Annotated in this window: 19 protein-coding genes; 13 read left to right on the top strand and 6 right to left on the bottom strand. The window is 69.4% G+C overall.

Annotation, left to right across the window (positions count from 1 at the left end):
- Nucleotides 1-114 precede the first annotated feature (114 nt).
- Complete coding sequence (locus ACMGDM_RS02335; protein ID WP_436802527.1) at nt 115-732, top strand: CPBP family intramembrane glutamic endopeptidase; 618 nt, start codon at nt 115-117, stop codon at nt 730-732.
- An 18-nt stretch (nt 733-750) separates the two neighbouring features.
- On the opposite strand, the gene ACMGDM_RS02330 is transcribed toward ACMGDM_RS02335, so the two are convergent.
- The 5 genes from ACMGDM_RS02330 to ACMGDM_RS02310 form a co-directional block, all read right to left on the bottom strand.
- Nucleotides 751-1512 (bottom strand): ABC transporter permease, encoded by a 762-nt coding sequence (locus ACMGDM_RS02330; RefSeq protein WP_436802526.1) that lies wholly within the window; start codon nt 1510-1512, stop codon nt 751-753.
- Nucleotides 1509-2438: an ABC transporter ATP-binding protein gene (locus tag ACMGDM_RS02325; RefSeq protein ID WP_436802525.1), complete on the bottom strand. Its 930-nt coding sequence runs from the start codon at nt 2436-2438 to the stop codon at nt 1509-1511. The genes ACMGDM_RS02330 and ACMGDM_RS02325 overlap by 4 nt, the downstream gene beginning before the upstream one ends.
- 131 nt (nt 2439-2569) lie before the next feature.
- Nucleotides 2570-3286 (bottom strand): DsbA family protein, encoded by a 717-nt coding sequence (locus tag ACMGDM_RS02320; RefSeq protein ID WP_436802524.1) that lies wholly within the window; start codon nt 3284-3286, stop codon nt 2570-2572.
- Complete coding sequence (locus ACMGDM_RS02315) at nt 3283-4647, bottom strand: M48 family metalloprotease (RefSeq protein WP_436803613.1); 1365 nt, start codon at nt 4645-4647, stop codon at nt 3283-3285. Before ACMGDM_RS02315 ends, ACMGDM_RS02320 begins: the two co-directional genes overlap by 4 nt.
- Before the next feature lie 369 nt (nt 4648-5016).
- Nucleotides 5017-7707, bottom strand: coding sequence for an Rne/Rng family ribonuclease (locus ACMGDM_RS02310; protein WP_436803612.1), 2691 nt, complete (start codon nt 7705-7707; stop codon nt 5017-5019).
- A 432-nt stretch (nt 7708-8139) separates the two neighbouring features.
- On the opposite strand from ACMGDM_RS02310, the gene ACMGDM_RS02305 reads away from it, so the two are divergent.
- The 5 genes from ACMGDM_RS02305 (at nt 8140) to thyA (ending at nt 14667) form a co-directional block, all read left to right on the top strand.
- Entirely contained in the window at nt 8140-9078 is a 939-nt protein-coding gene (locus tag ACMGDM_RS02305) for an N-acetylmuramoyl-L-alanine amidase family protein (protein WP_436802523.1), read from the top strand.
- A gap of 70 nt (nt 9079-9148) precedes the next feature.
- Nucleotides 9149-11650 carry a penicillin-binding protein 1A gene (locus tag ACMGDM_RS02300; protein WP_436802522.1) on the top strand — a complete coding sequence of 834 codons (2502 nt, stop codon included), beginning with the start codon at nt 9149-9151 and terminating at the stop codon, nt 11648-11650.
- Between the two features lie 122 nt (nt 11651-11772).
- Entirely contained in the window at nt 11773-12900 is a 1128-nt protein-coding gene (gene prfB / locus ACMGDM_RS02295; protein ID WP_436802521.1) for a peptide chain release factor 2, read from the top strand.
- Nucleotides 12901-13644, top strand: coding sequence for a class I SAM-dependent methyltransferase (locus tag ACMGDM_RS02290; RefSeq protein WP_436802520.1), 744 nt, complete (start codon nt 12901-12903; stop codon nt 13642-13644).
- Between the two features lie 126 nt (nt 13645-13770).
- A complete protein-coding gene (gene thyA, locus ACMGDM_RS02285; protein ID WP_436802519.1) occupies nt 13771-14667 on the top strand; it encodes a thymidylate synthase in 897 nt (298 codons plus the stop codon).
- A 23-nt stretch (nt 14668-14690) separates the two neighbouring features.
- Here thyA and ACMGDM_RS02280 read toward each other — a convergent pair whose 3' ends face one another.
- Nucleotides 14691-15752 carry an SDR family oxidoreductase gene (locus tag ACMGDM_RS02280; protein WP_436802518.1) on the bottom strand — a complete coding sequence of 354 codons (1062 nt, stop codon included), beginning with the start codon at nt 15750-15752 and terminating at the stop codon, nt 14691-14693.
- A gap of 101 nt (nt 15753-15853) precedes the next feature.
- Between ACMGDM_RS02280 and ACMGDM_RS02275 the strand changes: the two genes are divergently transcribed.
- The 7 genes from ACMGDM_RS02275 (at nt 15854) to ACMGDM_RS02245 (ending at nt 23662) form a co-directional block, all read left to right on the top strand.
- Nucleotides 15854-16234, top strand: coding sequence for a winged helix-turn-helix transcriptional regulator (locus ACMGDM_RS02275; RefSeq protein ID WP_436802517.1), 381 nt, complete (start codon nt 15854-15856; stop codon nt 16232-16234).
- Nucleotides 16235-16399: 165 nt separating this feature from the next.
- Entirely contained in the window at nt 16400-18079 is a 1680-nt protein-coding gene (locus ACMGDM_RS02270) for a thiamine pyrophosphate-binding protein (RefSeq protein ID WP_436802516.1), read from the top strand.
- A 318-nt stretch (nt 18080-18397) separates the two neighbouring features.
- Complete coding sequence (locus tag ACMGDM_RS02265) at nt 18398-18877, top strand: dihydrofolate reductase (protein ID WP_436802515.1); 480 nt, start codon at nt 18398-18400, stop codon at nt 18875-18877.
- Between the two features lie 39 nt (nt 18878-18916).
- Complete coding sequence (locus ACMGDM_RS02260; protein ID WP_436802514.1) at nt 18917-19843, top strand: bifunctional riboflavin kinase/FAD synthetase; 927 nt, start codon at nt 18917-18919, stop codon at nt 19841-19843.
- Between the two features lie 24 nt (nt 19844-19867).
- The gene (gene ileS, locus ACMGDM_RS02255; RefSeq protein WP_436802513.1) at nt 19868-22693 is read left to right on the top strand and encodes an isoleucine--tRNA ligase; all 2826 of its coding nucleotides are present in this window, start codon (nt 19868-19870) and stop codon (nt 22691-22693) included.
- Nucleotides 22690-23202 carry a signal peptidase II gene (gene lspA / locus ACMGDM_RS02250; protein WP_436802512.1) on the top strand — a complete coding sequence of 171 codons (513 nt, stop codon included), beginning with the start codon at nt 22690-22692 and terminating at the stop codon, nt 23200-23202. Before ileS ends, lspA begins: the two co-directional genes overlap by 4 nt.
- Nucleotides 23195-23662: a DUF3035 domain-containing protein gene (locus ACMGDM_RS02245; RefSeq protein WP_436802511.1), complete on the top strand. Its 468-nt coding sequence runs from the start codon at nt 23195-23197 to the stop codon at nt 23660-23662. The genes lspA and ACMGDM_RS02245 overlap by 8 nt, the downstream gene beginning before the upstream one ends.
- Nucleotides 23663-23814: the final 152 nt, after the last annotated feature.

The raw sequence follows: 23814 nt of genomic DNA, 5'->3' as shown, positions 1-23814 counted from the left end.
CTGACGGCCCGGCTTGCGGCGGGGTTATGGCTGGCGATCGCGCTGGCGAGCTTCGCGCTGTTTCTGCGCGGCGGCACGCGCCATTATCGCTGGCTCTACCGAGACGGCGAGGGTGTGCGCCGACGCCGCTTCGTGCTGCGCATGGCGCGGCCCACGCTGCACTTCGCAGCGGTGACGCTGGTCGCGCTTGTCGCCATCGGCCGTAGCGACGCGCTGGCGACGCTCCCGCCTGAGTTCGCACCGGCGCGTGACGCGGCGATCGCGCTGGCGGGTGGCACGCTGCCGCTTGATCTGCTCGCCTGGTCCACCATCGGCGGGCTCGTCGTCGGCGGCGTGGTCGTCGGTCTGATCGAGCGCTGGCGCGGCACGTCGCTGACGCTCGGGGATGTCGAGTCGGTGCTGCCCGCTACCTGGGGTGAGCTGCCGTGGGGCGCCCTTCTATCTGTGACCGCGGGGGTGACCGAGGAGCTGTTCTTCCGCTTGCTGCTCCCGCTGCTGCTGGTGCGGTGCGGCGTGCCGGCGCTTGTTGCGGTGGCGCTGGCGTGCATCTTCTTCGGCGTGGCGCACCGTTACCAGGGTGCAGCCGGCGTCATCGCGACCACGTTGGTGGGCGCGGTGCTGACGCTCGCCTATCTGTTGAGCGGTTCGCTGGTCGCGGCGATGCTTCTCCACATCGCGATCGACCTCAACGCGCTGGTGCTGCGGCCGATACTCTCGGGCCGGCTACGGTAGCGCGCCCTAAATCGTCGCTCAGCTCTTCAGCCGCCAGCCCGTACGGAAGATCGCCACCACCGCCGCCAGGCAGACCGCGCCGAAGCCCGCCGTCACCGCCACACAGGCGAGCACGTCGACGTCGCTGATGCCGAAGAAGGTCCAGCGAAAGCCGTTGATCAGATAGGCGATCGGATTGAACAGGCTGACCGTGCGCCACGGCTCGGGCAGCACGGACAGCGAGTAGAAGGCGCCGCCGAGGAAGGTCAGCGGCGTGATCACCAGCAGCGGGATCACCTGCAACTGCTCGAAGCCGTTGGCCCAGATGCCGAGGCAGAAGCCGAACAGCGAGAAGCTCGCCGTCACCAGCAGCAGATAGAAGAGCATCAGCACGGGATGCGCCACGTGCAGGTCGACGAACAGATGCGCCGTGGCGAAGATGACGAGACCGATCACCATCGATTTGGTCGCCGCCGCGCCGACATAGCCGATCACCGTCTCCACCGCCGACAACGGCGCGGAGAGCAATTCATAGATCGTGCCGGTGAATTTGGGCATGTAGATGCCGAGGCTGGCGTTGAAGACGCTCTCCGAGAAAATTGTCAGCAGCATTAGCCCGGGGACGATGAAGGCCCCGTAGGGCACGTCACCGATGTTCTTCATCTGCGACCCGATCGCCGAGCCGAAGACGATGAAATACAAGGTGGTGGTGATCACCGGCGTGGCGAGGCTGGTCCAGATCGTGCGCCCGAACCGCGCCATCTCGAACCGGTAGATCGCCCAGATGCCGTGCAGGTTCATGCGCGTTGCCCCACCAGGTCGACGAAGATGTCCTCAAGGCTCGACTTGCGCGTCTCCAGGTCCTTGAAGGCGATGTGCTGTTGCGCCAGCGCGGCGAGCAATTCGGGGATGCCGGTGTTCTCCGCCTTGGCATCGAAGACGTAGCGCAGCGTATGCCCGTCATGCTCCAGCGTCGGCGACCAGCGCGCCAGTGTTTCGGGCACCGCCGCGAGCGGTTCGACGAGCGTCAGGTCCATCTGGCGCTTGCCCAGCTTGGCCATCAGCGCGTCCTTTTCCTCGACCAGCAGCAACTCGCCGCGCGAGATCACGCCGACGCGATCGGCCATCTCCTCGGCCTCCTCGATATAATGAGTGGTGAGGATGATCGTCGCGCCCTGTTCGCGCAGACGGTGAACCAGCTTCCACATGTCGCGCCGCAGCGCCACGTCGACGCCGGCGGTGGGCTCGTCGAGGAACAGGATCTCGGGCTCGTGCGCCAGCGCCTTGGCGATCAGCACACGGCGTTTCATTCCGCCCGACAGGTCCTTGATCTTGGCGTGGCGCTTCTCCCACAGCGAGAGATCGCGCAGCACCTGCTCGATATAGTCGGAGTGACCCGAGCGGCCGAACAGCCGTCGCGAGAAGGTGACGGTGGCGAGCACGCTTTCGAACTGATCGGTGGCGAGCTCCTGCGGCACCAGCCCGATCGCGCGCCGCGCCGCCTTATAGTCGCGCACCACGTCATGCCCCGCCACGGTGACGCTGCCCGAGGAGGGGGTCACGATGCCGCAGATGATGCTGATCAGCGTGGTCTTGCCCGCGCCATTGGGGCCGAGCAACGCAACGATCTCGCCGCGATTGACGCTGAGGTCGACGGTCTTGAGCGCGGTGGGACCGTCCTTGTAGGTCTTGGACACGCCGGCGACGGTCAGGATCGGTTCCGGCATGTCGTCTCCCTGGTTCGCGCGTCAGTTAGGGAGCGACGCGGGAAGCGGCAAGCGCGGAAGCGGTGTTTCGGCATGAGGTACGAGGACGCCGTTCGCGCCATTGCTTCGGGATGAGGGTGGAGCGAGTGGGCCTAGGACGCCCGCGCCTTGGCGATCGCGTCCTTGAGCCGCTCGATCGGCAGTGCGCCCGAGAGTAGCTCATCGCCTACCACCCAGCTCGGCGTGCCGGTGATGCCGAGCTTCTGCGCCAACTCTAGATTGGCGCGGATCGTCGCATCGGCATCCGCAGGCAGGTTGGTGAGATCCACTCCGGTAGCCTTGGCCGCGGTCGCGATCGTCTCCTCGCTCACCGGTCCGGCAGCGTAGAGCGCGTCGTGGAACGGCTTGAAGCGCCCCTGCGCGGCAGCCGAGAGCGCGGCGCGCGCGGCGAGCCGGCTGCTGTCGGCGAGCACCGGCAGCTCCTTGAACACGACCCGCACATTCCTGTCCTCGGCGACCAGCTGGTCGACCGTCGCCAGGCTGGCGCGACAGAAACCGCAATTATAGTCGTAATATTCGACCAGCGTGACGTCGCCTTTGGGATTGCCGATCCAGGCGCCGGCATAGGGCTCCTCGATCGCGCCACGCGACGCGGCGATCGCGCGGGAGGCGTCGCGCGCCTGCAATCGCTCGATTGCCTGCGGGATGATCTCAGGGTTAGCGAGCACATAATCGTGCACCACGCGCTCGATTCGCGCGCGGTCGCCGCCGCCGAGCGGGGCCGGAGCGACGCGGTTGGCGAGCCACATGCCGGCCGCACCGAAGAAGGCGCCCAGCACCACCATGCCGAGCAGCCACAGCCTGTTCACCGACGCTTCTTCCTGTTTTTGTCGAGCCCGTTCTGCGACGTCATGGCGATGTCCTGCGCGCGGATCCAGTCGGGCGTGTTCTTGGGCAGCCCGGCCATTGCGTAACGAGCGCGATCCGCGGCGGTGCGATCATCGCCCATCATGCTGGCACGTTCGGCGCTGGCGAGCGCGGCGCGCGGCTCGTCGCCGGTCAGCTCGTAGACGGTGCCGAGCTGGAACCAGGCAAACGGGTTCTCGTCGTCGCGCCCTACGGCCGTCTTCAGGATGCGCTTGGCCTCGTCATAGTTCTTGGGGTCCTCGGTCGCGATCAGCGCGTGACCATAAGTGGTGGCGATCAGCGGGTCCGAGCGCGAACCCTCGGTGGCGCGCCGCAGCGGCTCGATCGCCTGCTTCGGCTTGCCCGCCTCGAGCAGGATCTGCCCCATGATCTCCTGGAAGTAGGGATCGTTGGGCTCCTTGGCGACCAGCGCCTCGGCCTCGGCGTCGGCTTTGTCCGGATAGCCCGCACGGTGATAGGCATAGGCACGCGCGTAATGCGCGTAGACCGTCTGGTCGCTGTCGGGATATTTCTGGAGCGCCTGTGGCGGGGGCAGCAGATAGCCGTCGAGCTTGGCGCGAATGCGCTTGAAGCGCTCCTCGATCGCCGGGTCGAGCGGCTTCTTCCACGCCGGCGACCCCTGGAGGTCGGCGGTCATCGTCTGGATGCGCGTGCCCGACAGCGGGTGCGACTGCATGAAGGGATCGATGTTCTTGGTGCCGTAGCGGAATTCCTGTTGCTGGAGCTTCTTGAAGAACTCCAGCATGCCGCGCCCGGTGATACCGGCGGTGTTGAGGTAGCGCACCGCCGAGGCGTCGGCAGTGGCCTCCTGCACGCGGCTGAAGGCGAGATATTTGCCCATCGCCGCCTGTTGCCCGGCGGAGAGGATGCCCGCGCCCGCCTCGCCGCCGCCCGCCGCCATCGCGGCCAGTCCGAGCACCATCGACAACAGGTAGATGCCCATCGCGGGGCGCTGGCCCTCGCTGGCATTGACGACATGGCCGTCAGCGATGTGGCCGAGCTCGTGCGCGATCACGCCCTGTACCTGGTTGGCCGTATCGGCCGCCTGGATCAGCCCGGAATGAACGTAAACGGTCTGGCCGCCGACGACGAAGGCGTTGATCGAATCGTCGTTGATCAACGCAATCTGGACGTCGCGCGGGCGCAGCCCGGCGGCGGTGACGAGCGGCGCCGACATGTCGCGCAACAGCGCCTCGGTCTCGGCATCGCGCAGGATCGACTGGGCATGCGCGGGCTGGGCGAGGAGGAGGATCGCGGTCGCCGCGGCGGTAACGAGGCGGTGCCAGCGGGGGGCGGCGCCGATGGACGTGCGCGCCCCTCGCCACCTCCCGTCATCCCGGACTTGTTCCGGGATCCACCGTGCCGCGACCTCTCCGGTCGGCGAAGGCGCGCATGCCTGGACCTCGGAACAGGTAAGGGGTGACGGGGAAGGAGCGCGCGACTCGACCAGTCGCGCCGCGCGGGCCAGCGTTCGAGACGAACTGCGCCTGCCTTCGTGGTCCTGGGTTCCTGCGTTCGCAGGAACACGGCGCGCTTCGCCAGGAGAGATCACGGCGCTGCTCTCCTTTCGATCGTCGGAGGGCGTCGGACCGGCGGATGACATCGATGCGGGCATGCGCCGGGCGTCCTGCCGCGGTTCCACTGAACCGCGGCTGAAGCCCGGCGCATGACGTCAGGCGCCGAAGGTACGCTGCCACCAACCGCGGCGCGGCGTGGCCTCGCCATCGGCGGGCGCAGCGTCTGCCTCGGCCGCGGCCTCCGGCTCTGGTGCCGCGACCTCCTCCGGCTCGGCCGCCGCAGGCGCCTCGGCGGCGGGCGCGACATCGGCCTTCTTGCGGCGCGTGCGTTTCGGCTTGGCCGGCGCCTCGGTCGCCTCGGGCTCGACCGCGTCGGGTGCCGGCAGCCCGTCGTTGACAGGGCCAGCGTCGGCCGCGTCGGCGATTGGCTCGACCGGCTTCTTGCGGCGCGTGCGCTTCGGCTTGGCGGGCGCCTCCTCGGCGACGGGTGCCGTGACCGGTGTGTCCGCCTCAGGCTGCTCGGGCTCAGCCTCGGCCTCGGGTGCAGCCTCCGTCACCGACGCGCTCGCGGCGCGTGCGCGCGGGCGGCGGCGGGTCTTGGGGACCGCCGCTGGCTCGGGCTCAGGCGCGGCAACCGCTTCCGGCTCGGCGTCAGGCTCATCGGTCACCTCGGCCGGCGCCTCTACCGGTGCCACGGCCTCCTCGACCCGGTCACCCTCGCGGCGACGATTGCGACGGCCGCGACGACGGCGACGGCCGCCCTCGCGCTCACCCGCCTCGGCCGGTGCCTCGGCGTCCGTCTCGACGGCCTCCTCGCCCTCAACGGAGCCAGCGTCGACGACTTCGTCCTCGTCCTCGCCCTCGGCTTCGCCGGACTCGACCTCACCCTCGCCCTCGCCCTCTGGCCGGCTACGACCGCGGCGACCGCGACGGCGCCGCCGGCGACGATTGCCGCGGCCGCCTTCGTCATCGCCCTGGTCGGCGCGCTCGCGCGGTTCGGCGGCGGCGGTCTCCTCGACCTCCTCGTCCTCGAACTCCTCCTCGACCTCGTCCTCGATCAGGTCGTCCTCAACCTCGACGATCGGCCGCTCGAACTTGGGCGCGTGCGCGGGCGGCGGGCCGTTGGCTTCGACCGACATGCGCGCGCCTTCCTGCTCCTCGTCGGGGATGATCTCGACCTGGACGCCGTAGCGGTCCTCGATCTCCGCGATGTCGGCGCGCTTGCGGTTGAGCACGTAGAAGGCCGCTTCCTGGCTGCACCGCAGCGTCAGCAGCGAGCCGCGCCCGCGCGCTGCCTCGTCCTCGATCAACCGCAGCGCCGAGATGCCCGACGACGAGGCGGTGCGGACGAAGCCCGTGCCCTCGCAATGCGGGCAGGGGCGGGTGGACGCCTCGAGCACGCCGGTGCGCAGCCGCTGGCGGCTCATCTCCATCAGGCCGAAGCTGGAGATGCGGCCGACCTGGATGCGCGCGCGATCGTTCTTGAGCGCCTCCTTCATCGCCTTCTCGACCTTCCGGACATTGGAGCCATTGTCCATGTCGATGAAGTCGATGACGACCAGGCCCGCCATGTCGCGCAGCCGCAGCTGGCGCGCGATCTCATGCGCCGCCTCGAGGTTGGTCGCGGTCGCGGTCTGCTCGATATTGTGCTCGCGCGTCGAGCGACCCGAGTTGATGTCGATCGAGACGAGCGCCTCGGTCGGATTGATGACGAGATAGCCGCCCGACTTCAGCTGCACCACCGGGTGGTACATCGCGGCGAGCTGCTCCTCCACGCCGGCGCGCTGGAACAGCGGCACCGGATCGCTGTAATGCTTCACCTTCTTGGCGTGGCTCGGCATCAGCAGGCGCATGAACTCCTTCGCCTGGCGATACCCGTCGCCGCCCTCGACGATCACCTCGTCGATGTCCTTATTGTAGATGTCGCGGATCGCGCGCTTCATCAGATCGCTGTCGCCGTAGATCAGCGCGGGTGCGCTGCTCGACAGCGTCTTCTCGCGGATCTCGTCCCACAGCCGGGCAAGATAGTCGAAGTCACGCTTGATCTCGGTCTTGGTGCGCTGCAGCCCCGCGGTGCGAACGATGCAGCCCATCGAGGACGGCAGCGCCAGCTCGGCCATGATCGACTTGAGCCGCTTGCGATCGCCCGCGTTCGAAATCTTGCGACTGATCCCGCCGCCGTGCGACGTGTTCGGCATCAGCACGCAATAACGGCCGGCGAGGCTGAGATAGCTGGTCAGCGCGGCGCCCTTGTTGCCGCGCTCCTCCTTGACGACCTGGACCAGCAGCACCTGGCGCCGATGGATGACATCCTGGATCTTGTAGCGACGGCGCAGCGACATGCGGCGCTGGCGCAAGGCCTCGACCTGATCGTCGTTGACGCTCGATCGGCCCCGCCGGCGTCGCGACTGGCGCGGTTCGCCGCCCGCGTCGTCCTCGGCGGACTCGTCACCGGTGTCGTCCTGATCGTCGCCGGCGTGATCGTCGCCCTCCAGGTCGTCCTCGTCACCGTCGAAATCGGCATCGTCGAACGCGTCCTGCTCGGCGCGCAGCGCGGCCTCTTCGGCGGCGTGCTCGGCCTCCTCGCGCAGCAGGGCGTCGCGATCCTCCTTGGGGATCTGATAGTAATCGGGGTGGATTTCGCTGAAGGCGAGAAAACCGTGGCGATTGCCGCCATAATCGACGAATGCCGCCTGCAGCGACGGCTCGACGCGCGTCACCTTGGCAAGATAGATGTTACCCTTGAGCTGCTTGCGCTCGGCGCTCTCGAAATCGAATTCCTCGATCCGATTACCCTTGACGACGGCGACCCGGGTTTCCTCCCGGTGGCGTGCGTCGATCAGCATACGCATGGTCATTGAACGGTCTCCACGCGCCGCCATGCCCGACGAGGGCGGCGGCGCGACGATAAGGCGCGGCCGGTCGCCCGTGAGGGCCGGCGGCGCGGATGGTGATGGGTGCTGCTGTCGCGGGCCGCGCTGCCTCGCACGTCGTGGCGAAGCGACCCGCGACCGCGCAACCGCCGGCAGAGGCCGGGCGGGGCAGCGATCGGGCGGGATGCGGCATTGCGAGCGTCAACCTGATGGCCCGGGGCCGGCGTCGCGCCGGTCGGGCAGTGGTGCCGGAACAGCGTGGCGCGTGCATCGCGCAACATTCCGGTCATGATCTCGGTAGCATCGCCGAACCGTCGCATCAACCGGCACGATTCATGTGGCTATTCCCTCGCGCCCACGGTGCCGTTAACCACGGGGAGAGGTTCGGCGCGATAAAGGGCGGAGATGACACCGCGAACGTACCGCACGAGGCGCAAGGGAGCATATGGCGGCGTCGCGCTGGCGCTCGCCGCGCTGGCGCTCGTCGTACCCACCGCCGCGGCGGCGCGGCGCGCCGCCGAGGCTGACGCCGACGCACCCAGGCTCGACTTCCTGCCGTGGAAATCGCGCGAGGCACGCGACGGCTACAAGGTCTCCGTTCCGGTGCCGCCGCCCGCGCGCGGGTTGCGCCTGCCCAGGGTCGTCGGGGCGGAGGGGCGCCCGCTGGTAGTGATCGACGCCGGGCATGGCGGCGCCGATCCGGGCGCGATCAACCCACATGCTGCGCTGCGCGAGAAGGAGGTGACGCTCAAGATCGCCAAGGCGATCCGCGACGCGCTGGTGGAAGGCGGACGGGCGCGGGTGGCGCTCACCCGCGACGATGACCGCTATATCCCGCTGCGCGAGCGGTTCGGGATCGCACGGCGGCTGCGCGCCGACCTTTTCATATCAATCCATTGTGACAGCGTCGGCACCGGCACGCCCACCGGCGCAACTGCCTACACGCTCTCCGACGTCGCCTCCGACAAAGAGGCCGCCTTGCTCGCCGCGCGCGAGAACAAGGCCGATGTGATCGCGGGCGTCCGGCTCGGGCGCGACGCCGACGTCACGTCGATCCTGATCGATCTCGCTCAGCGCGAGACGATGAACGCGTCCGCGGGCTTTGCGCGCTTGCTCGGCCGCGAGGCCCGGCCGTTGATGCCGGTGAAGACGAATTTTCATCGCACCGCCTCGCTGATGGTGCTCAAGGCACCCGACATGCCCTCGGTGCTGTTCGAGACCGGCTATATCTCCACGCCGGCGGACGCCGCCTTTCTCGACAGCAGCGACGGACGCGAGAAGATCGCCGAAACGGTGCGTCGCGCGGTGGAGGTCTATTTCGCGCGCCGCTTGGCGGTGCGCTGACCCGCTGCTGACCCGCCGCGCACCGCGCGCGGCTTCCCCCGCGCCGCGAACCTGCTAAACGCCGTGCGCGATGGCTTCCGATCCTCTCGATGTACGTGACGAGGCGGCCCCGAACGGCGGTCGCTGGCGCGGGCTGTGGCAGCGCCGGCTGGTGCGCTGGTCGACCTATCTGCTCGCATTGCTGGTGGTCGCATTCGGCGTGTTCTGGCTGGTGTTCGCGCGCGACCTGCCGTCGGTGGAGAAGCTCAAGGCCTATGAGCCGCCGCTGCCGACCAACGTGCGCGGTGCCGACGGCGCGCCGGTCTATTCCTACGCGCGCGAGCGTCGCGTCGAGCTCGCCTATAACGAATACCCGCCGCTGCTGGTGAAGGCGTTCCTCGCCGCCGAGGACCGTACCTTCTTCGAGCATCACGGCGTCGACTTCCCCGGTCTGGCCGGCGCAGTGGTCGATTATGCGCGCAAGTTCGGTAGCGGCCAGCGCGCCAAGGGCGGCTCCACGATCACCCAGCAGGTCGCCAAGAACCTGCTGATCGGCAACGAATATTCGCCGACTCGCAAGATCCGCGAGGCGCTGCTCGCGTATAAGATCGAGGAGACGCTGACCAAGCAGCAGATCATCGAATTGTATCTCAACCAGATCTTCCTCGGCCGCAATGCTTACGGCGTCGAGGCTGCGGCGCACGCCTATTTCGACAAGGAACTCGACGAGCTGACGTTGGGGCAGATGGCCTATCTCGCCATCCTGCCCAAGGGCCCGTCCAACTACGATCCGTTCCGCGATACCGATCGCGCGCTGGAGCGGCGCAACTACGTCCTGCGCGAGATGGTGCGCAACGGCTTCGTCACGCAGGAGCAGGCGCGCGTCGCGGCGGCGGAGCCGATCGGTGCGATCACCCGGCGCACCCCCAAGTTCGAGCGCGTCGGCGGCTATTTCGTCGAGGAGGTGCGCCGCGAGCTGATCGATAAGTTCGGCGAGACGTCGCAGGACGGGCCGCACAGCGTTTACGCCGGCGGGCTGTGGGTGCGCACGTCGCTCGACAAGCGGATCCAGGAATATGCCGCGGACGCGTTGCGCAACGGACTGCTGCGCTTCGACAGCGGCCGTGGCTGGTCCGGCCCGCTCCGCCACGTCAGCATCGACGGCGACAAATGGTACGGCGCGCTGCTCAACACCAACATCATGCTCGATTACAGCGACTGGCGCGCCGCGATCGCGATCGCGCGCGACGGTGCGGCGTGGCGGATCGGCTTCGCCGACGGCACCACCGGCGAGCTGCCGCGCGACGCCGCGCAGATGCCCGTGCGTAACGTCGGCGGCGCGGCGTTTGACGCGATCGCGCCGGGTGACATCATCGCGGTGGCGCCGGCCGGGGGCAGCTTCGCACTGCGCTCGGTGCCCAAGATCTCGGGCGGCTTCGTCGTGCAGGAGCCGATGACGGGGCGGATCCTGGCGATGCAGGGCGGCTTCGATGCCAGCGTCCAGTCGTTTAATCGCGCGACACAGGCGATGCGGCAGCCCGGCTCGACGATCAAGCCGATCGTCTATTCCGCGGCGCTGGAGAACGGCATGACGCCGGCCTCGATCATCGTCGACGGCCCCTTCTGCGTCTATCAGGGCGCGGCGCTCGGCAACAAATGCTTCCGCAACTTCGGCAACTCGCGCGGGGCGGGGCCGCACACGATGCGCTGGGGCATCGAGCAGTCGCGCAACCTCATGACGGTGCGCACCGCGGCGCAGACCGGCATGGGTAAGGTGGTCAAGCTGATCAAGGCGATGCAGATCGGCGACTATGCGCCCTATCTCAGCTACGCGCTGGGCGCTGGCGAGACCACGGTGGAGAAGATGGTCAACGCTTATGGCGTGCTCGCCAACTGGGGCCGCTGGCACGACCCGACGTTGATCGACTTCGTCCAGGACCGCCGCGGGCAGGTGATCTGGCCGGAGAACTGGCGCGCTTGCGACGGCTGCAACATGCCGGACTGGAACGGTCGCGCGATGCCGCGGCTGCCGATCCGGGGGCATCAGGTCCTCGATGCGATGACCGCTTATCAGATGGTCCATATCACCGAGGGCGTGATCCAGCGTGGCACCGCCACCGCGTTGCGCGACCTGGGGCGTCCGATGTTCGGCAAGACCGGCACCAACAATGGCCCCACCGACGTCTGGTTCATCGGCGGCACGCCGCAGATGATCGCCGGCCTGTACCTCGGCTTCGACACGCCGCGCAGCCTCGGTGGCTATGCGCAGGGCGGCACGGTGGCGGTGCCGGTCTTCAAGGAATGGGCGCAAAAGGCCTATGCCGGTCTGCCGGTGCTGCCGTTCCGCGCGCCGCCGGGGATCCGCATGGTACGAATCGACCGCGCCACCGGTCGTCCCGTGTACGGCACCTTCCCGACTGGCGACGATCCCAAGCCGGCGGTGATCTGGGAGGCGCTCAAGCCGCAGAGCGAGGCGCGCCGCGCGCGTCGCGCCGCCCCGGCCGTCGCACCCACCGCCGCGCCCAGCGCCGGGACGAGTGGCCCGCCGCCCAGCGACAGCGACTTCTTGCAGAGGCAGGGGGGCATCTACTAAGTCATCGCGCTGAACATTCTTTCGTCATCCCAGCGTCGGCCGGGATCTCCGGCCGTGATGCGATCCCCGTGCCGCGCGAGATTCCGGCGCCTGCTGGATGACGTGACCGCTGGAGATACCCTATGCGCGCCGAAGCGCAGGCTCATGTCGACACCATCAACGCGGCGTTGGCGCTGCTGCGCCAGTCGCTCGACTGGGACCGCGCGCTGCGCCGGCTCGACGAGCTCAACGCGCGCGTCGAGGACCAGTCGCTCTGGAACAACCCCAAGGAAGCGCAGGACGTGATGCGCGAGCGCCGCCGCCTCGACGAGGCGATCGGCGCGACCCGGGCGATAGAGCGCGAGCTGGCCGATACGGTCGAGCTGATCGAGATGGCCGAGGCCGAAGGCGATGCCGAGATGGCGGACGAGGGCACCGAAGCGCTCGCGCAGCTCGCCGACCGCGCCCAGGCCGACAAGGTGAAGGCGCTGCTCTCGGGCGAGGCCGACGCCAACGACACCTATCTCGAGATCAACGCGGGCGCGGGCGGCACCGAGAGCCAGGACTGGGCCGAGATGCTCCAGCGCATGTACACGCGCTGGGCCGAGCGCCACGGCTACAAGGTGGAGCTGGTCGACTATCACGCCGGCGAGCAGGCCGGGATCAAGTCCGCCACGCTGCTGGTGAAGGGCGAGAACGCCTATGGCTATGCCAAGGTCGAGTCGGGTGTCCACCGGCTGGTGCGGATCAGCCCCTACGACAGCGCGGCGCGCCGCCATACGAGCTTCTCGAGCGTGTGGGTCTATCCGGTGATCGACGACAATATCGAGGTCGAGATCAACGAAGGCGATCTGCGCATCGACACTTATCGTGCGTCGGGCGCGGGCGGGCAGCACATCAACACTACCGACTCCGCGGTGCGCATCACGCACTTGCCGACCGGGATCGTGGTGCAGTGCCAGAACCAGCGCTCGCAGCACAAGAACAAGGCCGAAGCGTACAACCAGCTGCGCGCGCGCCTCTATGAGCGCGAGCTGGCCGAGCGCGAGGCGGTCACCAACGCCGAGAACGCCACCAAGACCGACATCGGCTGGGGTCACCAGATCCGCTCCTACGTGCTCCAGCCGTATCAGCTGGTGAAGGATCTGCGCACCGGCGCCACCTCGACCTCGCCGGGCGACGTGCTCGACGGCGACCTCGACACCTTCATGGCCGCCGCCTTGTCGCAGCGCGTCACCGGCGAGAAGGTCGCGGTGGAGGACGTCGACTAAGTGGCGCGCCCGCGGGCCCGCTCGGCGCTGCTCGCCGCGACGCTGCTGCTGGCGGCCTGCGACGGCACACAGCCACTGATCAAGCACGAGCCGAAGCAGCCCGGGCCCTTCCCCGAAGCGGACCGGCCGGTGGCCAGCATCGTCTCGGCGCGCTGGTCGACCGAGGAAGCGCGCGACCGGCTCAACGAGGCGAGCCGAGTGATGGACCTGGCGGACATCCACAAGGGCATGTCAGTCGCGGATCTCGGCGCCGGCGAGGGCTATTACACCACCCGCCTGGCCAGTCGCGTCGGGACGGAAGGACGCGTGCTGGCCGAGGACATCGTCCCTACGGTGCGCGACACGCTGGCCGAGCGCGTAAGCCGCGAGCGGCTGGAAAACGTCAGCGTGCGGCTGGGCTTGCCGGCAGACCCGCGGCTGCCGGCGAACAGCTTCGACCGCATCATGATGGTGCATATGTACCACGAGATCGCGCAGCCCTACGAGTTTCTGTGGCGGATGCGTCCGTCGCTGCGCCGCGACGGGCTGGTGGTGGTGGTGGACGCCAACCGCTCGACGCGCGATCATGGCACGCCACCGGCGCTGCTGAAGTGCGAGTTCGCCGCGGTCGGCTATGCGCAGGTCGATTATCGCGAGATGCGCTCAGCGGGCGGCTATTTCTCGACCTTCCGCGCGGCGGGGCCGCGGCCAGACCCGGCGGCGATCCGCGCCTGCCGGATCAACGACGAGGCAAAGGCCGGGTAGGGGCTGCGGTCGTCCTTTCCTGGCTATTTTCCCGGCCAATGCCGGGGCACAAAGTTGCTTAGGGCCGTGCCGATCACAACCCGCGCCGGGATGACGCCCGCTCTCGCATCCGCTACCACCCGCGCCATGCCCCATCCCGAGCAGCCCTATCTCGACCTAATGGCGCAGGTGCTGGAGCACGGCGACGAGCGGCTCGACCGCACCGGAGTCGGCACGCGATCGCTGTTCGGCGCGATGCTGCGCTTCGACCTCTCGGCTGGCGCCGCGCCGATCCTCACCACCAAGCGGGTCTATTGGAAGACCGCGGTGCGCGAGATGCTGTGGTTCCTCACCGGCGGCACCAACATCCAGCCGCTGTTGCGCGACAATGTCCGTATCTGGACCGACTGGCCGCTCGAGGCTTATCGTCGCGCGACCGGCGAGACGATCGCGCAGGAGGAGTTCGAGCGCCGTATCGTCACGGACGACGATTTCGCCGCGCGCTGGGGCGAGCTCGGCCCGGTCTACGGCAAGCAGTGGCGGCGGTGGCTCGGCGCGGACGGACGCGAATATGACCAGATCGCCGACCTCGTCCGCACGCTGCGCGAGAATCCGGCGAGCCGGCGCATGCTGTTCCACGCCTGGAACGTGCCCGAGCTGGGCGCGATGGCGCTGCCGCCGTGCCATATGGTCTATCAATATCATGTGAGCTCGGCCGGGCGGCTCAACTGCCTGCTGTACCAGCGCTCGGTCGACCTGCTGCTGGGCGCGCCGTTCAACTTCGTCGGCGCCGCTGCGCTGCAGCTGATGCTCGCGCAGCAGGCCGATCTCACGCCGGGCGAACTGGTCTGGGTCGGCGGCGACGTCCACCTCTATCGCAACCACCTCGACCAGGCACGCGAGCAGATTGCGCGCGCGCCCGGGTTGGTGCCGACGATGCGGCTGACGCGTCGGCCCGACACGATCGACGGCTACCGACTCGAGGATTTCGCGGTGGAAGGCTATGCCCCGCAGGCCGCGATCAAGGCCGACGTCGCCGTCTGAGACGAAGGCGCCGGCCTGCTGCATCACGGGATCAGCCGCTCCGCGCGCAACTGCTCGAACAGCGCGAAGAAGGCGTCGTCGGTGGGTTGATAGCCGGTGAAGCCAAGCCGGCGGCTCTTGCTCATGTCGGTCACTACCTCGATCGGGCGGCCGAGATCGGCGTCGGTGTGCCAGGGGGAGGCGAGCCGCGCGAGCTCGGGCTCGGCCAGCCCCTCCCGCAGCGCGAGCTCGCGCCACAGCGGCGCGTCCGCCGCCATCTGCTGCTCGAGCGGGCGAACGGTGCCGTCGAACGGCGCCGCCGCGACGCCGAACCAGCCCGCGATCCGCTCCCACATCCATTGCCAGCGGAAGACGTCGCCGTTGACGACATTGAACGCCTCATCGTGCGCCGCCTCGGTCTCCGCCGCCCACAGCAGGTGCCGCGCGAGCAGCCCGGCGGCGGTCATGTCGGTCAGCCCGGACCATTGCGCCGCCGAGCCGGGGAAGGTGAACGCGCGGCCGAGTTCGCGGCACAAGGTCGCGTAAACCGCCAGCGTTGTCCCCATGTTCATCGCGTTGCCGACCGCCTTGCCGATCACGGTATGCGGGCGGTGGACGCTCCAGCTGAAGCCGTCGCGCGCGGCGGCGGCGAACAGCTCGTCCTCCTGCGCATAGTAGAAGTTCTCGACGTCGAGCCGGCCCTGCTCCTCGCGGAACGGCGTCTGCGGCAGCGTGCCTTTGCCATAGGCCTCGAACGGCCCGAGATAATGCTTCAGCCCGGTGACGAGCGCGACGTGGCGCGGCGCCGTCGGCGCGGGTAGCGCGTCAAGCAGGTGGCGCACCATCGCGGAGTTGACGCGGATGTTCTCCGCCTCGCTGTCCTGGCGCAGCCAGGTGGTGATGAACACCGCGTCGGGCGCGAGCGCGCCGATCGCCGCGCGCGTCGCCGCGGCGTCACGCAGGTCGGCCGCGACCGGGGTCACGCCAGGCAGGTCGACCGCGCGGCGCGCGAGCCCGTGCACCGTCCAGCCCTGCTCCACCAGCAGCGCCGCCGTCGCGCCGCCCACGATCCCGCTCGCGCCCACCACCAATGCCGTCTTCGCCACGTCAGATCCTTTCGCTTGTCGAGCCTTGCCAGGGAGCTAGGCAGCCGGGGCAGCAGCTTCTAGACGGCACCCGAACGTGCCCTAGGCACCAGGAGGTGACCATGCACGCCGGCAGCCCCGACGAGGAATGGCGTGAGGATTGCGCGCCGCGCCGCGTGCTCGAGCTGTTCGCGACGAAATGGACCAGCATGGTGCTGCACACGCTCCACGCGCGCCACGGCGGCGCGGCGCGCACCGGGGTGCTCCAGCGCAGCCTGCCCGGCATCTCCAAGAAGATGCTGACCCAGACGCTGCGCGAGATGGAAGCCAGCGGGCTGATCACGCGGCACGTCGAGACGGTGGTGCCGCCCGCGGTGGAGTACCGGCTGACGCCGCTGGGGAAACGCTTCGTCGTGCCGGTCGAGCTGCTCTACGCCTGGGGGCGCGACAATGCCGACGCGCTCGACACTTTGGTGCCGCGACCGGGCTCGCGGCGGCGCTGAGGGGGCGCGGAAGGCGCGCGCAACGCCCGCGACGGCGTCATCCTGAAACGAGTTCAGGATGACGGAAGGGAGAGGCGGTCGCACACTCCGCTCTGCCCCATCACCGATCCGGGCACTCCCACGATCCCAAGGCGTTAGGGCGCAGTACCCGCCAGGAGATGCCGTATGCCCAACGTCGCCGAACTGCTCGTCGACACGCTCGCCCAGGTCGGCGTGCGCCATGTGTTCGGGATCGTCGGCGACGCGCTCAATCCCTTCACCCACGCGATCGAGCAGGACGACCGGATCGATTGGATTGGCGTGCGCCATGAGGAGGGGGCCGCGCTCGCGGCGGCGGGGCAGGCCAAGCTGACCGGCCAGCTCGCGGTGTGCTCCGGGACCACGGGTCCGGGTGGCAACCATCTCGTCGCCGGGCTGTACGAGGCGCGCAAGGATCATGCCCCGGTGCTCGCCATCACCGGCGGGGTGCCCGGCGCGCACCGCGGCACCGATTATCTCCAGGAGGACTCGCCCGACCTGCTGTTCCGCGATGTCGCCGCCTATACCCAGACGGTCGCGGCGGCGGAGCAGGCGCCCGCGGTGTTTCACCAGGCGATCGCCGAGGCATATGGCGCCCGCGGCGTCGCGCACCTCAGCATCCCGCCCGACGTGTTCGCGGCGAGCGCCCCCGGCGCGGTGCCGAGCCTCGCCACCCTGCGCCCGCTGCCCGAGGTGGCGCCCGCCGAGCCCGACGTCGCCGCCGCGGCCGCGCTGATCGCTGAGGCCAAGAGCGTCGCGATCTTCTGCGGCGCGGGCTGCCGCGGCGCGTCCGAGGAGTTGCGCCAGCTCGCTCAGCGGCTCCAGGCGCCGCTGCTTCACACTTATCGCGGCAAGGAGATCATGGCCTATGACGAGCCCTATTGGATCGGCGGCGTCGGACTGATCGGCGGCACTGCGGGCACAGACGCGGTGCAGCAGGCCGATCTGCTCGTGATGCTCGGCACCGATTACCCCTACGTCGACTTCCTGCCCAAGCACGGCAACGTCATTCAGGTGGACGAGCGCGCGCTGGCGATCGGGCGGCGGGCGCCGGTCAAGCTCGGGGTGGTCGGCTCGGTGCGCCCGACGCTGCGCGCGCTGCTCGAGCGGCTGCCGCAGCGCACCGACACTGCCTTCCTCGACCAGGCGCAGGAGCGCCGCGCCGCCTGGGACCGGATGCTCGACGAGCGCGCCGATCCCGCGCGTTCCGGCGACAAGATCCACCCGCAGGCGGTAGCGCGCGCGGTGAGCGACCGCGCCGCGACCGACGCGATCCTCGTCACCGACACCGGCGAGGTGACGCTCTGGGCGGCCAACTGGCTGCGCCAGACCGGGCGGCAGCGGATCACCGGCTCGTTCAACAACGCCGCGGTCGGCACCGGCATGGGCATCGCCAACGGAGCGCAGCTGCTTGACCGGCAGCGGCAGGTGATCCTTCACGTCGGCGACGGCGGGCTGACGATGCTGCTGGGCGAGTTCATGACCGCGGTCGAGCACGCGCTGGCGGTGAAGGTGGTGGTGTACGACAATTCGGGCTGGGGGCTGGTCCACCTCGAAATGGAGGGAGCGGGGTTGCCAGCGGCCAAGGGCACCGGCTTCCCCAACCTCGACTTCGCCGCCTTCGCACGCGCGTGCGGCGCGCAGGGCTTCACCGCGCGCGACGCTGCCGCGCTGGACGCGACCGTGGCCGAGTTCCTCGCGGTGCCGGGGCCGGCGATCCTGCACGCTCTGGTCGACCCGGCCGAGGTGCCGGCCATGCCGCACGTCGACGCCAAGCAGGCGCTGCGCTTCGGCATCGCCAAGGTGCGGGAGCTGATCGGGCGGTGAGGGGGTGGGTCGAGGCGCGGCACAGGTGCGCGCCCCCACCCACCGCCGTCATCCCGGACTTGGTCCGGGATCCACCGAGCCGCGTTCTCCACCAGCGTTGGTGCGCGCCGACGGGTGGGCCCCGGAACAAGTCCGGGGTGACGGAGAGGAGCGGCTGGCCCATCCTCCCGTCTTCCTCGTCATGCCGGGCTTGACCCGGCATCCATGTCGCGGCGAGCGTCACGCACGTCAGCCTGCCCTGCACCATGGATCCCGGCTCGAGGCCGGGATGACGAAGGTCGCTGGCCTCGCCAGCGGCCGCCCGCTACCACCCCACGGATGATCACGTTCGTTCTCGCGCGCGCCGACAACGGCGTCATCGGCGTCGACGGGCGGCTGCCGTGGCACCTGCCCGTCGATCTCAAGCGCTTCAAGGCACTGACCATGGGACAGGCGATGGTGATGGGGCGCAAGACGTTCGATAGCTTTCCCGCACCGCTGCCCGGCCGTCGCCATATCGTGCTCACGCGCGACCCGGCGTGGCACGCCGCGGGCGCCGAGGTGGCGCACACGCCCGACGTCGCCCTCGCGCTCGCCCGCGCCGGCGACCTGGACGCGCGCGTCGCGGTGATCGGCGGCGCCGAGATCTTCGCGCTCCTGCTCGACCGCGCTGACCGGATCGAGCTCACCGAGGTCCATGTCGCGCCCGCGGGCGACGCGATCGTCCCGGCCTTCACCGGCTGGCGCGAGCTGGCGCGCGAGTCGCACCCGGCCGAGGGCGATCGTCCCGCGCATGACTTCGTCACGCTGGCACGGTGACGCTGGCACCGGGCCGGCCGAGCCGCTAAGGCGCCGCGCATGGAGCGGCTTGACGGCGGCTCGGCGGTGCCGGCCGGGCTGGCCGGCGGGATCGTCGCGCTGGGCAATTTCGACGGTTTTCACCTCGGTCACCAGGCGGTCGTCGGCCGCGCGGTCGAGCGCGCGCGCGCGGAAGGGCGGCCCGCGCTGGTCGCCACCTTCGACCCGCACCCGGTGCGTTACTTCCGCCCTGAAACACCGCCGTTCCGCCTCACCACGCTCGACCAGCGCGCGCGCCTCTTCGCCGCGGCAGGGGCGGACGCGATGGTGGTGTTCCACTTCGACCAAACGCTCGCCGGGCTCCACGCCGATGCCTTCGTCGCGGAGCGGCTGGTCGGCGCGCTGCGCGTCGGCGGCGTCGTCACCGGCGAGGACTTCACCTTCGGCCACCGCAAGAGCGGCGACATCGCCACGCTGCGCGCCGCCGGCGCGGCGAACGGCTTCTCGGTCGATACCGTCGGCGCGGTGATGCTCGACGGCGAGCCGGTCTCGTCCACGCGCATCCGCGCCGCACTTGGCGCGGGGGACCCGCGCGGCGCCGCGCGGCTGCTCACGCGACCGTTCGCGATCGAGGGGGTAGTGCAGCACGGCGACAAGCTCGGCCGCACGATCGGCTATCCCACCGCCAACCTCGACATGGGCAAGTATCTGCGCCCCGCCTATGGCATCTATGCGGTGCGCGGACGGCTGGCGGACGGGCGCGTGCTCGACGGCGCGGCCAACCTCGGCATCCGCCCCAGCTTCGACCCGCCCAAGGAACTGCTCGAGCCGTATTTCTTCGATTTCTCAGGCGATCTCTACGGCCAAATGCTCGAGGTCGAGCTGATCGATTATATCCGCGCGGAAGCGAAGTTCGACACGCTGGACGCGCTGGTCGCGCAGATGAAGCGCGACTGCACCACCGCGCGGGCGTTGCTGGCGCGCTGACGCGGCGCTAAGGCCATGTCCCACATGGCCGACGCATCCGACACGCCGCGCGACTGGCGCGCCACCGTCTTCCTGCCGAAGACCGACTTCCCGATGAAGGCGGGGCTCGCGCAGAAGGAGCCCGCGATCCTCGACCGCTGGAAGCGGATCGGGCTGTACGATCGCCTGCGCGAGCAGCGCCAGGGGCGCGAGCGCTGGATCCTCCACGACGGCCCGCCCTACGCCAATGGCGACATCCACATGGGCCATGCGATGAACAAGGTGCTGAAGGACGTGATCGTTCGCAGCCGTTCGCTGATGGGCTATGACGCGCCCTACGTGCCGGGCTGGGATTGCCACGGCCTGCCGATCGAGTGGAAGGTCGAGGAGGCGTATCGCGCCAAGAAGCTCGACAAGGATCAGGTGCCGGTCGCGCAGTTCCGCGCCGAGTGCCGCGCCTATGCCAACAATTGGGTGCAGATTCAGAAGGAGCAGTTCCAGCGGCTCGGCGTGATGGGCGACTGGGACAATCCCTATCTCACCATGCGCTACGAGGCCGAGGCGGTGATCGCGGGCGAGCTGCTCAAGTTCGCCGAGAGCGGCCAGCTGTATCGCGGCGCCAAGCCGGTGATGTGGAGCCCGGTGGAGAAGACCGCGCTCGCCGAGGCCGAAGTCGAATATGAGGACGTCGTCTCGACGCAGATCGATGTCGGCTTCGAGGTGATCGACTGCCCCGAATATCCGGGGCTCGCGGGCACGCTGGCGGTGATCTGGACGACCACGCCCTGGACGATCCCGGTCAACCAGGCGCTCGCCTACGGCTCGGCGATCGATTACCTCCAGTTCGAGCACGAGGGGCGGCGGTATCTGGTCGCCGAGCCGCTGATGCCCGCCTTCACCAAGCGCACCGGCATTCCGATGGGCAAGATCGTCGCGCTCATCAAGGGTCCGGTGCTGGAGGGCGCGACCGCGCGCCACCCGATGCATCACCTCGGCGGCTTCTTCGCGACGCCGCGGCCGTTCCTCGAGGGCGAGTTCGTCACCACCGATGCGGGCACCGGACTGGTCCATATGTCGCCCGATCACGGCGAGGACGATTTCCTGCTGTGCAAGGCCAATGGCATCGAGCCGGTCTTCGCGGTCGACGCCGCCGGCTTCTACCGCGCCGACTGGGCCTGGCTCGGCGGGCAGGGCAGCGTGATCAACAAGAAGTTTGTTGCCAGCGAGGGGCCGATCTGCGCTGATCTGCGCGCGGCGGGCGCGCTGCTCGGCGCGAGCGACGACTTTCAGCACAGCTACCCGCACTCGTGGCGCTCGAAGGCGAAGGTGATCTTCCGCGCGACGCCGCAGTGGTTCATCCCGATGGACGTGGCGAACGGCGCGGCGGCGGGTGACTCCGCCACTGCCGGGGCGGGTGCGGCGGACGAGGCCGAGCGCGGCAACGCACCCACGCTCCGCCAGCTCGCGCTCGACGCGATCGCGCGGACGCAGTGGGTGCCGCCGCGCGCGGAGAACCGCATCCGCTCGATGGTGGAGGGCCGCCCCGACTGGGTGATCAGCCGCCAGCGCGCCTGGGGCGTGCCGATCGCGCTCTACGTGAACCGCGCCACCGGCCAGTATCTCAACGACCCGGCGGTCAACGCGCGCATCGTCGCCGCCTTCCGCGACGGCGGCGCGGATGCCTGGTTCACCGCCGACCATCAGATGCTGCTCGGCGATGCGCACGACCTCGCCGACTATGAGCCTGTCAACGACATCCTCGACGTGTGGTTCGACTCCGGCTCGACCCACGCCTTCGTGGTCGAGGCGCGCTACGGGGAAGGCACCCGCGCCAACCTCTACATCGAAGGCTCGGATCAGCATCGCGGCTGGTTCCAGTCGTCGCTGCTGGAAAGCTGCGGCACGCGCGGACGCGCGCCCTATGACGCGGTGCTCACCCACGGCTTCGCGCTCGATGGGCAGGGCCGCAAGATGTCGAAGAGCCTCGGTAACGTCGTCGATCCGCTCAAGGTGATCGGCGAATCGGGCGCGGACATCCTGCGCCTGTGGGCGGTCTCGACCGACTATTTCGATGATATCCGCATCGGCAAGGAGGTGCTCGCCACCGCCTCGGATTCGTATCGCAAGCTGCGCAACACCTTCCGCTACCTGCTCGGCGCGCTCGACGGCTTCGCCGAGGAGGAGCGCGTGCCCGTCGCCGAGATGCCCGAGCTGGAGCGCTATGTGCTCCACCTGCTCCACGCGCTCGACATGGAACTGAGGGAGGCGGCGCGCGGCTTCGAATTCAACCGCTACGTCCGCCTGCTCGCCGACTTCGCCAATGAGGACCTCTCGGCCTTCTTCTTCGACGTGCGCAAGGACTCGCTCTACTGCGACGCCGCCGACGACGTAAAGCGGCGCGCCTATCGCACCGTGCTCGACGTGCTGTTCCACGCTCTGGTGCGCTACGCCGCGCCGGTGCTGGTCTTCACCGCCGAGGAGGTGTGGCAGGCGCGCTTTCCCGACGAGGCGAGTTCGGTCCACTTCCTAGAGTGGCCGCTCCTGCCCGAACCCGCCGCCGAGGACATCTCAGCGCGGTGGCAGGCGGTGCGCACGCTGCGCGTCCGCGTGACCGAGGCGATCGAGCCGCTGCGTCGCGAGAAGACGGTGCGCTCCAGCCTGGAGGCCGAGGTGACCGTGCCCGACCTGCCGCTCGACGCCGCGCAACTCGCCGAGGCGTTCATCGTGGCGAAGGTGACGCCGGCTGGGAGCGTCGACGTGACCCGGACCGACTATCACAAATGCGGTCGCTGCTGGCGTCACTTGCCGGAGGTGACGGTTGACGAGGCGCTGTGCGGCCGCTGCACCGCGGTGGTGGGGGAGGAAGCGTGAAGCGATCGCTGCCGCGCCTCGGCCTCGCCATCGCCTTGGCGGTGTTCGCGGTCGATCAGCTGGTGAAGTGGATCGTCACCGGTCCGCTCGCGATCGATTTCCTCGGCGCCTATCGCGAGATCCTGCCGATCTTCGACCTGCGCTTTACCAAGAACGAGGGCGTGTCGCTCGGGATGCTGCGCGCCGAAACCAATATGATGCGCTGGCTGCTCGTGGCGTTCACCGGTGCGATCGCGGTGGCGGTGGCCGTGTGGATGGTGCGCGAGGAAAAAACCGGCGAGCAGGCCGCGCTCGGCCTCGTGCTCGGCGGTGCGCTCGGCAACATCCTGGATCGCGTGCGGCTGGGCTATGTGGTGGACTTCGCCGATCTCCATTTCGGCGAGTGGCGACCCTTCCTGGTGTTCAACGTCGCCGACGCCGCGATTACGATCGGCGTGCTGATTCTGCTGGTGCGCGCGCTCCTGATCCGCGAGAAGCGCCCCGATCCTTCGGAGAATGTCCATGCGTAAGTCTGTCGTCGCGGTGTCCGGTATGGCGGTGCTCGCCCTGCTCGCCGGCTGCGGCAAGCGCGGCTACGACCGCGCCCGCCCCGACGAGTTCGCGGTGGCGCGCCAGGCGCCGCTGATCATCCCGCCCGACTTCGCGCTGGTGCCGCCGCAGCCGGGCGCCGCGCGCACCCAGGGCAACAACCCGCAGGCGCAGGCGATCGACGCGCTGTTCGGCGGCCCGGCGCAGCGCAGCGCGGCGGAGGCCGGCGTGGTGGATCAGGCCGGCGGCACCGGCGCGGCGCCCGCGGGCATCCGTTCGGAGGCGGGCGACCCGCAGACCAACGTCGTCGACAAGGGCCAGACAACGCGCGACATCATCGCCGCACCGCAGGGCGACGGACAGGACGCGCGCGCCAGCGCGGGTGCGGCGGCGAGCGCGCCGGCGACGCCAGCGCCGGCCACGCCGACACCGCAGCAGTAAGGCGCGGGGAGCTCCATCTCAACCGCGGAGCCCAAGGCCGCAGGAGTAACGCCCGTGGCTCTGGGCTCCTGCGTGCGCAGGAGCACCGGAGTGGTCGGCGCGGCCGCTATCGCATTCGTCATGCCGGGCGCGACGCGGCATCCATCGTGCCG

The organism is Sphingomonas larreae, from assembly GCF_051400595.1.
Classification (GTDB): domain Bacteria; phylum Pseudomonadota; class Alphaproteobacteria; order Sphingomonadales; family Sphingomonadaceae; genus Sphingomonas.
Note: the sequence above shows the minus strand (reverse complement) of the source record. Positions and strands in the feature narration are given on the sequence as shown.

Excerpts from the sequence above, each read along its gene's own strand:
- ACMGDM_RS02305 (WP_436802523.1), top strand. The coding sequence starts at position 8,140 with ATGACACCGCGAACGTACCGCACGAGGCGCAAGGGAGCATATGGCGGC.
- ileS (WP_436802513.1), top strand. The coding sequence starts at position 19,868 with ATGGCCGACGCATCCGACACGCCGCGCGACTGGCGCGCCACCGTCTTC.
- prfB (WP_436802521.1), top strand. The coding sequence starts at position 11,773 with ATGCGCGCCGAAGCGCAGGCTCATGTCGACACCATCAACGCGGCGTTG.
- ACMGDM_RS02275 (WP_436802517.1), top strand. The coding sequence starts at position 15,854 with ATGCACGCCGGCAGCCCCGACGAGGAATGGCGTGAGGATTGCGCGCCG.
- ACMGDM_RS02260 (WP_436802514.1), top strand. The coding sequence starts at position 18,917 with ATGGAGCGGCTTGACGGCGGCTCGGCGGTGCCGGCCGGGCTGGCCGGC.
- ACMGDM_RS02270 (WP_436802516.1), top strand. The coding sequence starts at position 16,400 with ATGCCCAACGTCGCCGAACTGCTCGTCGACACGCTCGCCCAGGTCGGC.
- ACMGDM_RS02300 (WP_436802522.1), top strand. The coding sequence starts at position 9,149 with ATGGCTTCCGATCCTCTCGATGTACGTGACGAGGCGGCCCCGAACGGC.
- ACMGDM_RS02265 (WP_436802515.1), top strand. The coding sequence starts at position 18,398 with ATGATCACGTTCGTTCTCGCGCGCGCCGACAACGGCGTCATCGGCGTC.
- thyA (WP_436802519.1), top strand. The coding sequence starts at position 13,771 with ATGCCCCATCCCGAGCAGCCCTATCTCGACCTAATGGCGCAGGTGCTG.
- ACMGDM_RS02330 (WP_436802526.1), bottom strand. The coding sequence starts at position 1,512 with ATGAACCTGCACGGCATCTGGGCGATCTACCGGTTCGAGATGGCGCGG.
- ACMGDM_RS02245 (WP_436802511.1), top strand. The coding sequence starts at position 23,195 with ATGCGTAAGTCTGTCGTCGCGGTGTCCGGTATGGCGGTGCTCGCCCTG.
- ACMGDM_RS02325 (WP_436802525.1), bottom strand. The coding sequence starts at position 2,438 with ATGCCGGAACCGATCCTGACCGTCGCCGGCGTGTCCAAGACCTACAAG.
- ACMGDM_RS02310 (WP_436803612.1), bottom strand. The coding sequence starts at position 7,707 with ATGCTGATCGACGCACGCCACCGGGAGGAAACCCGGGTCGCCGTCGTC.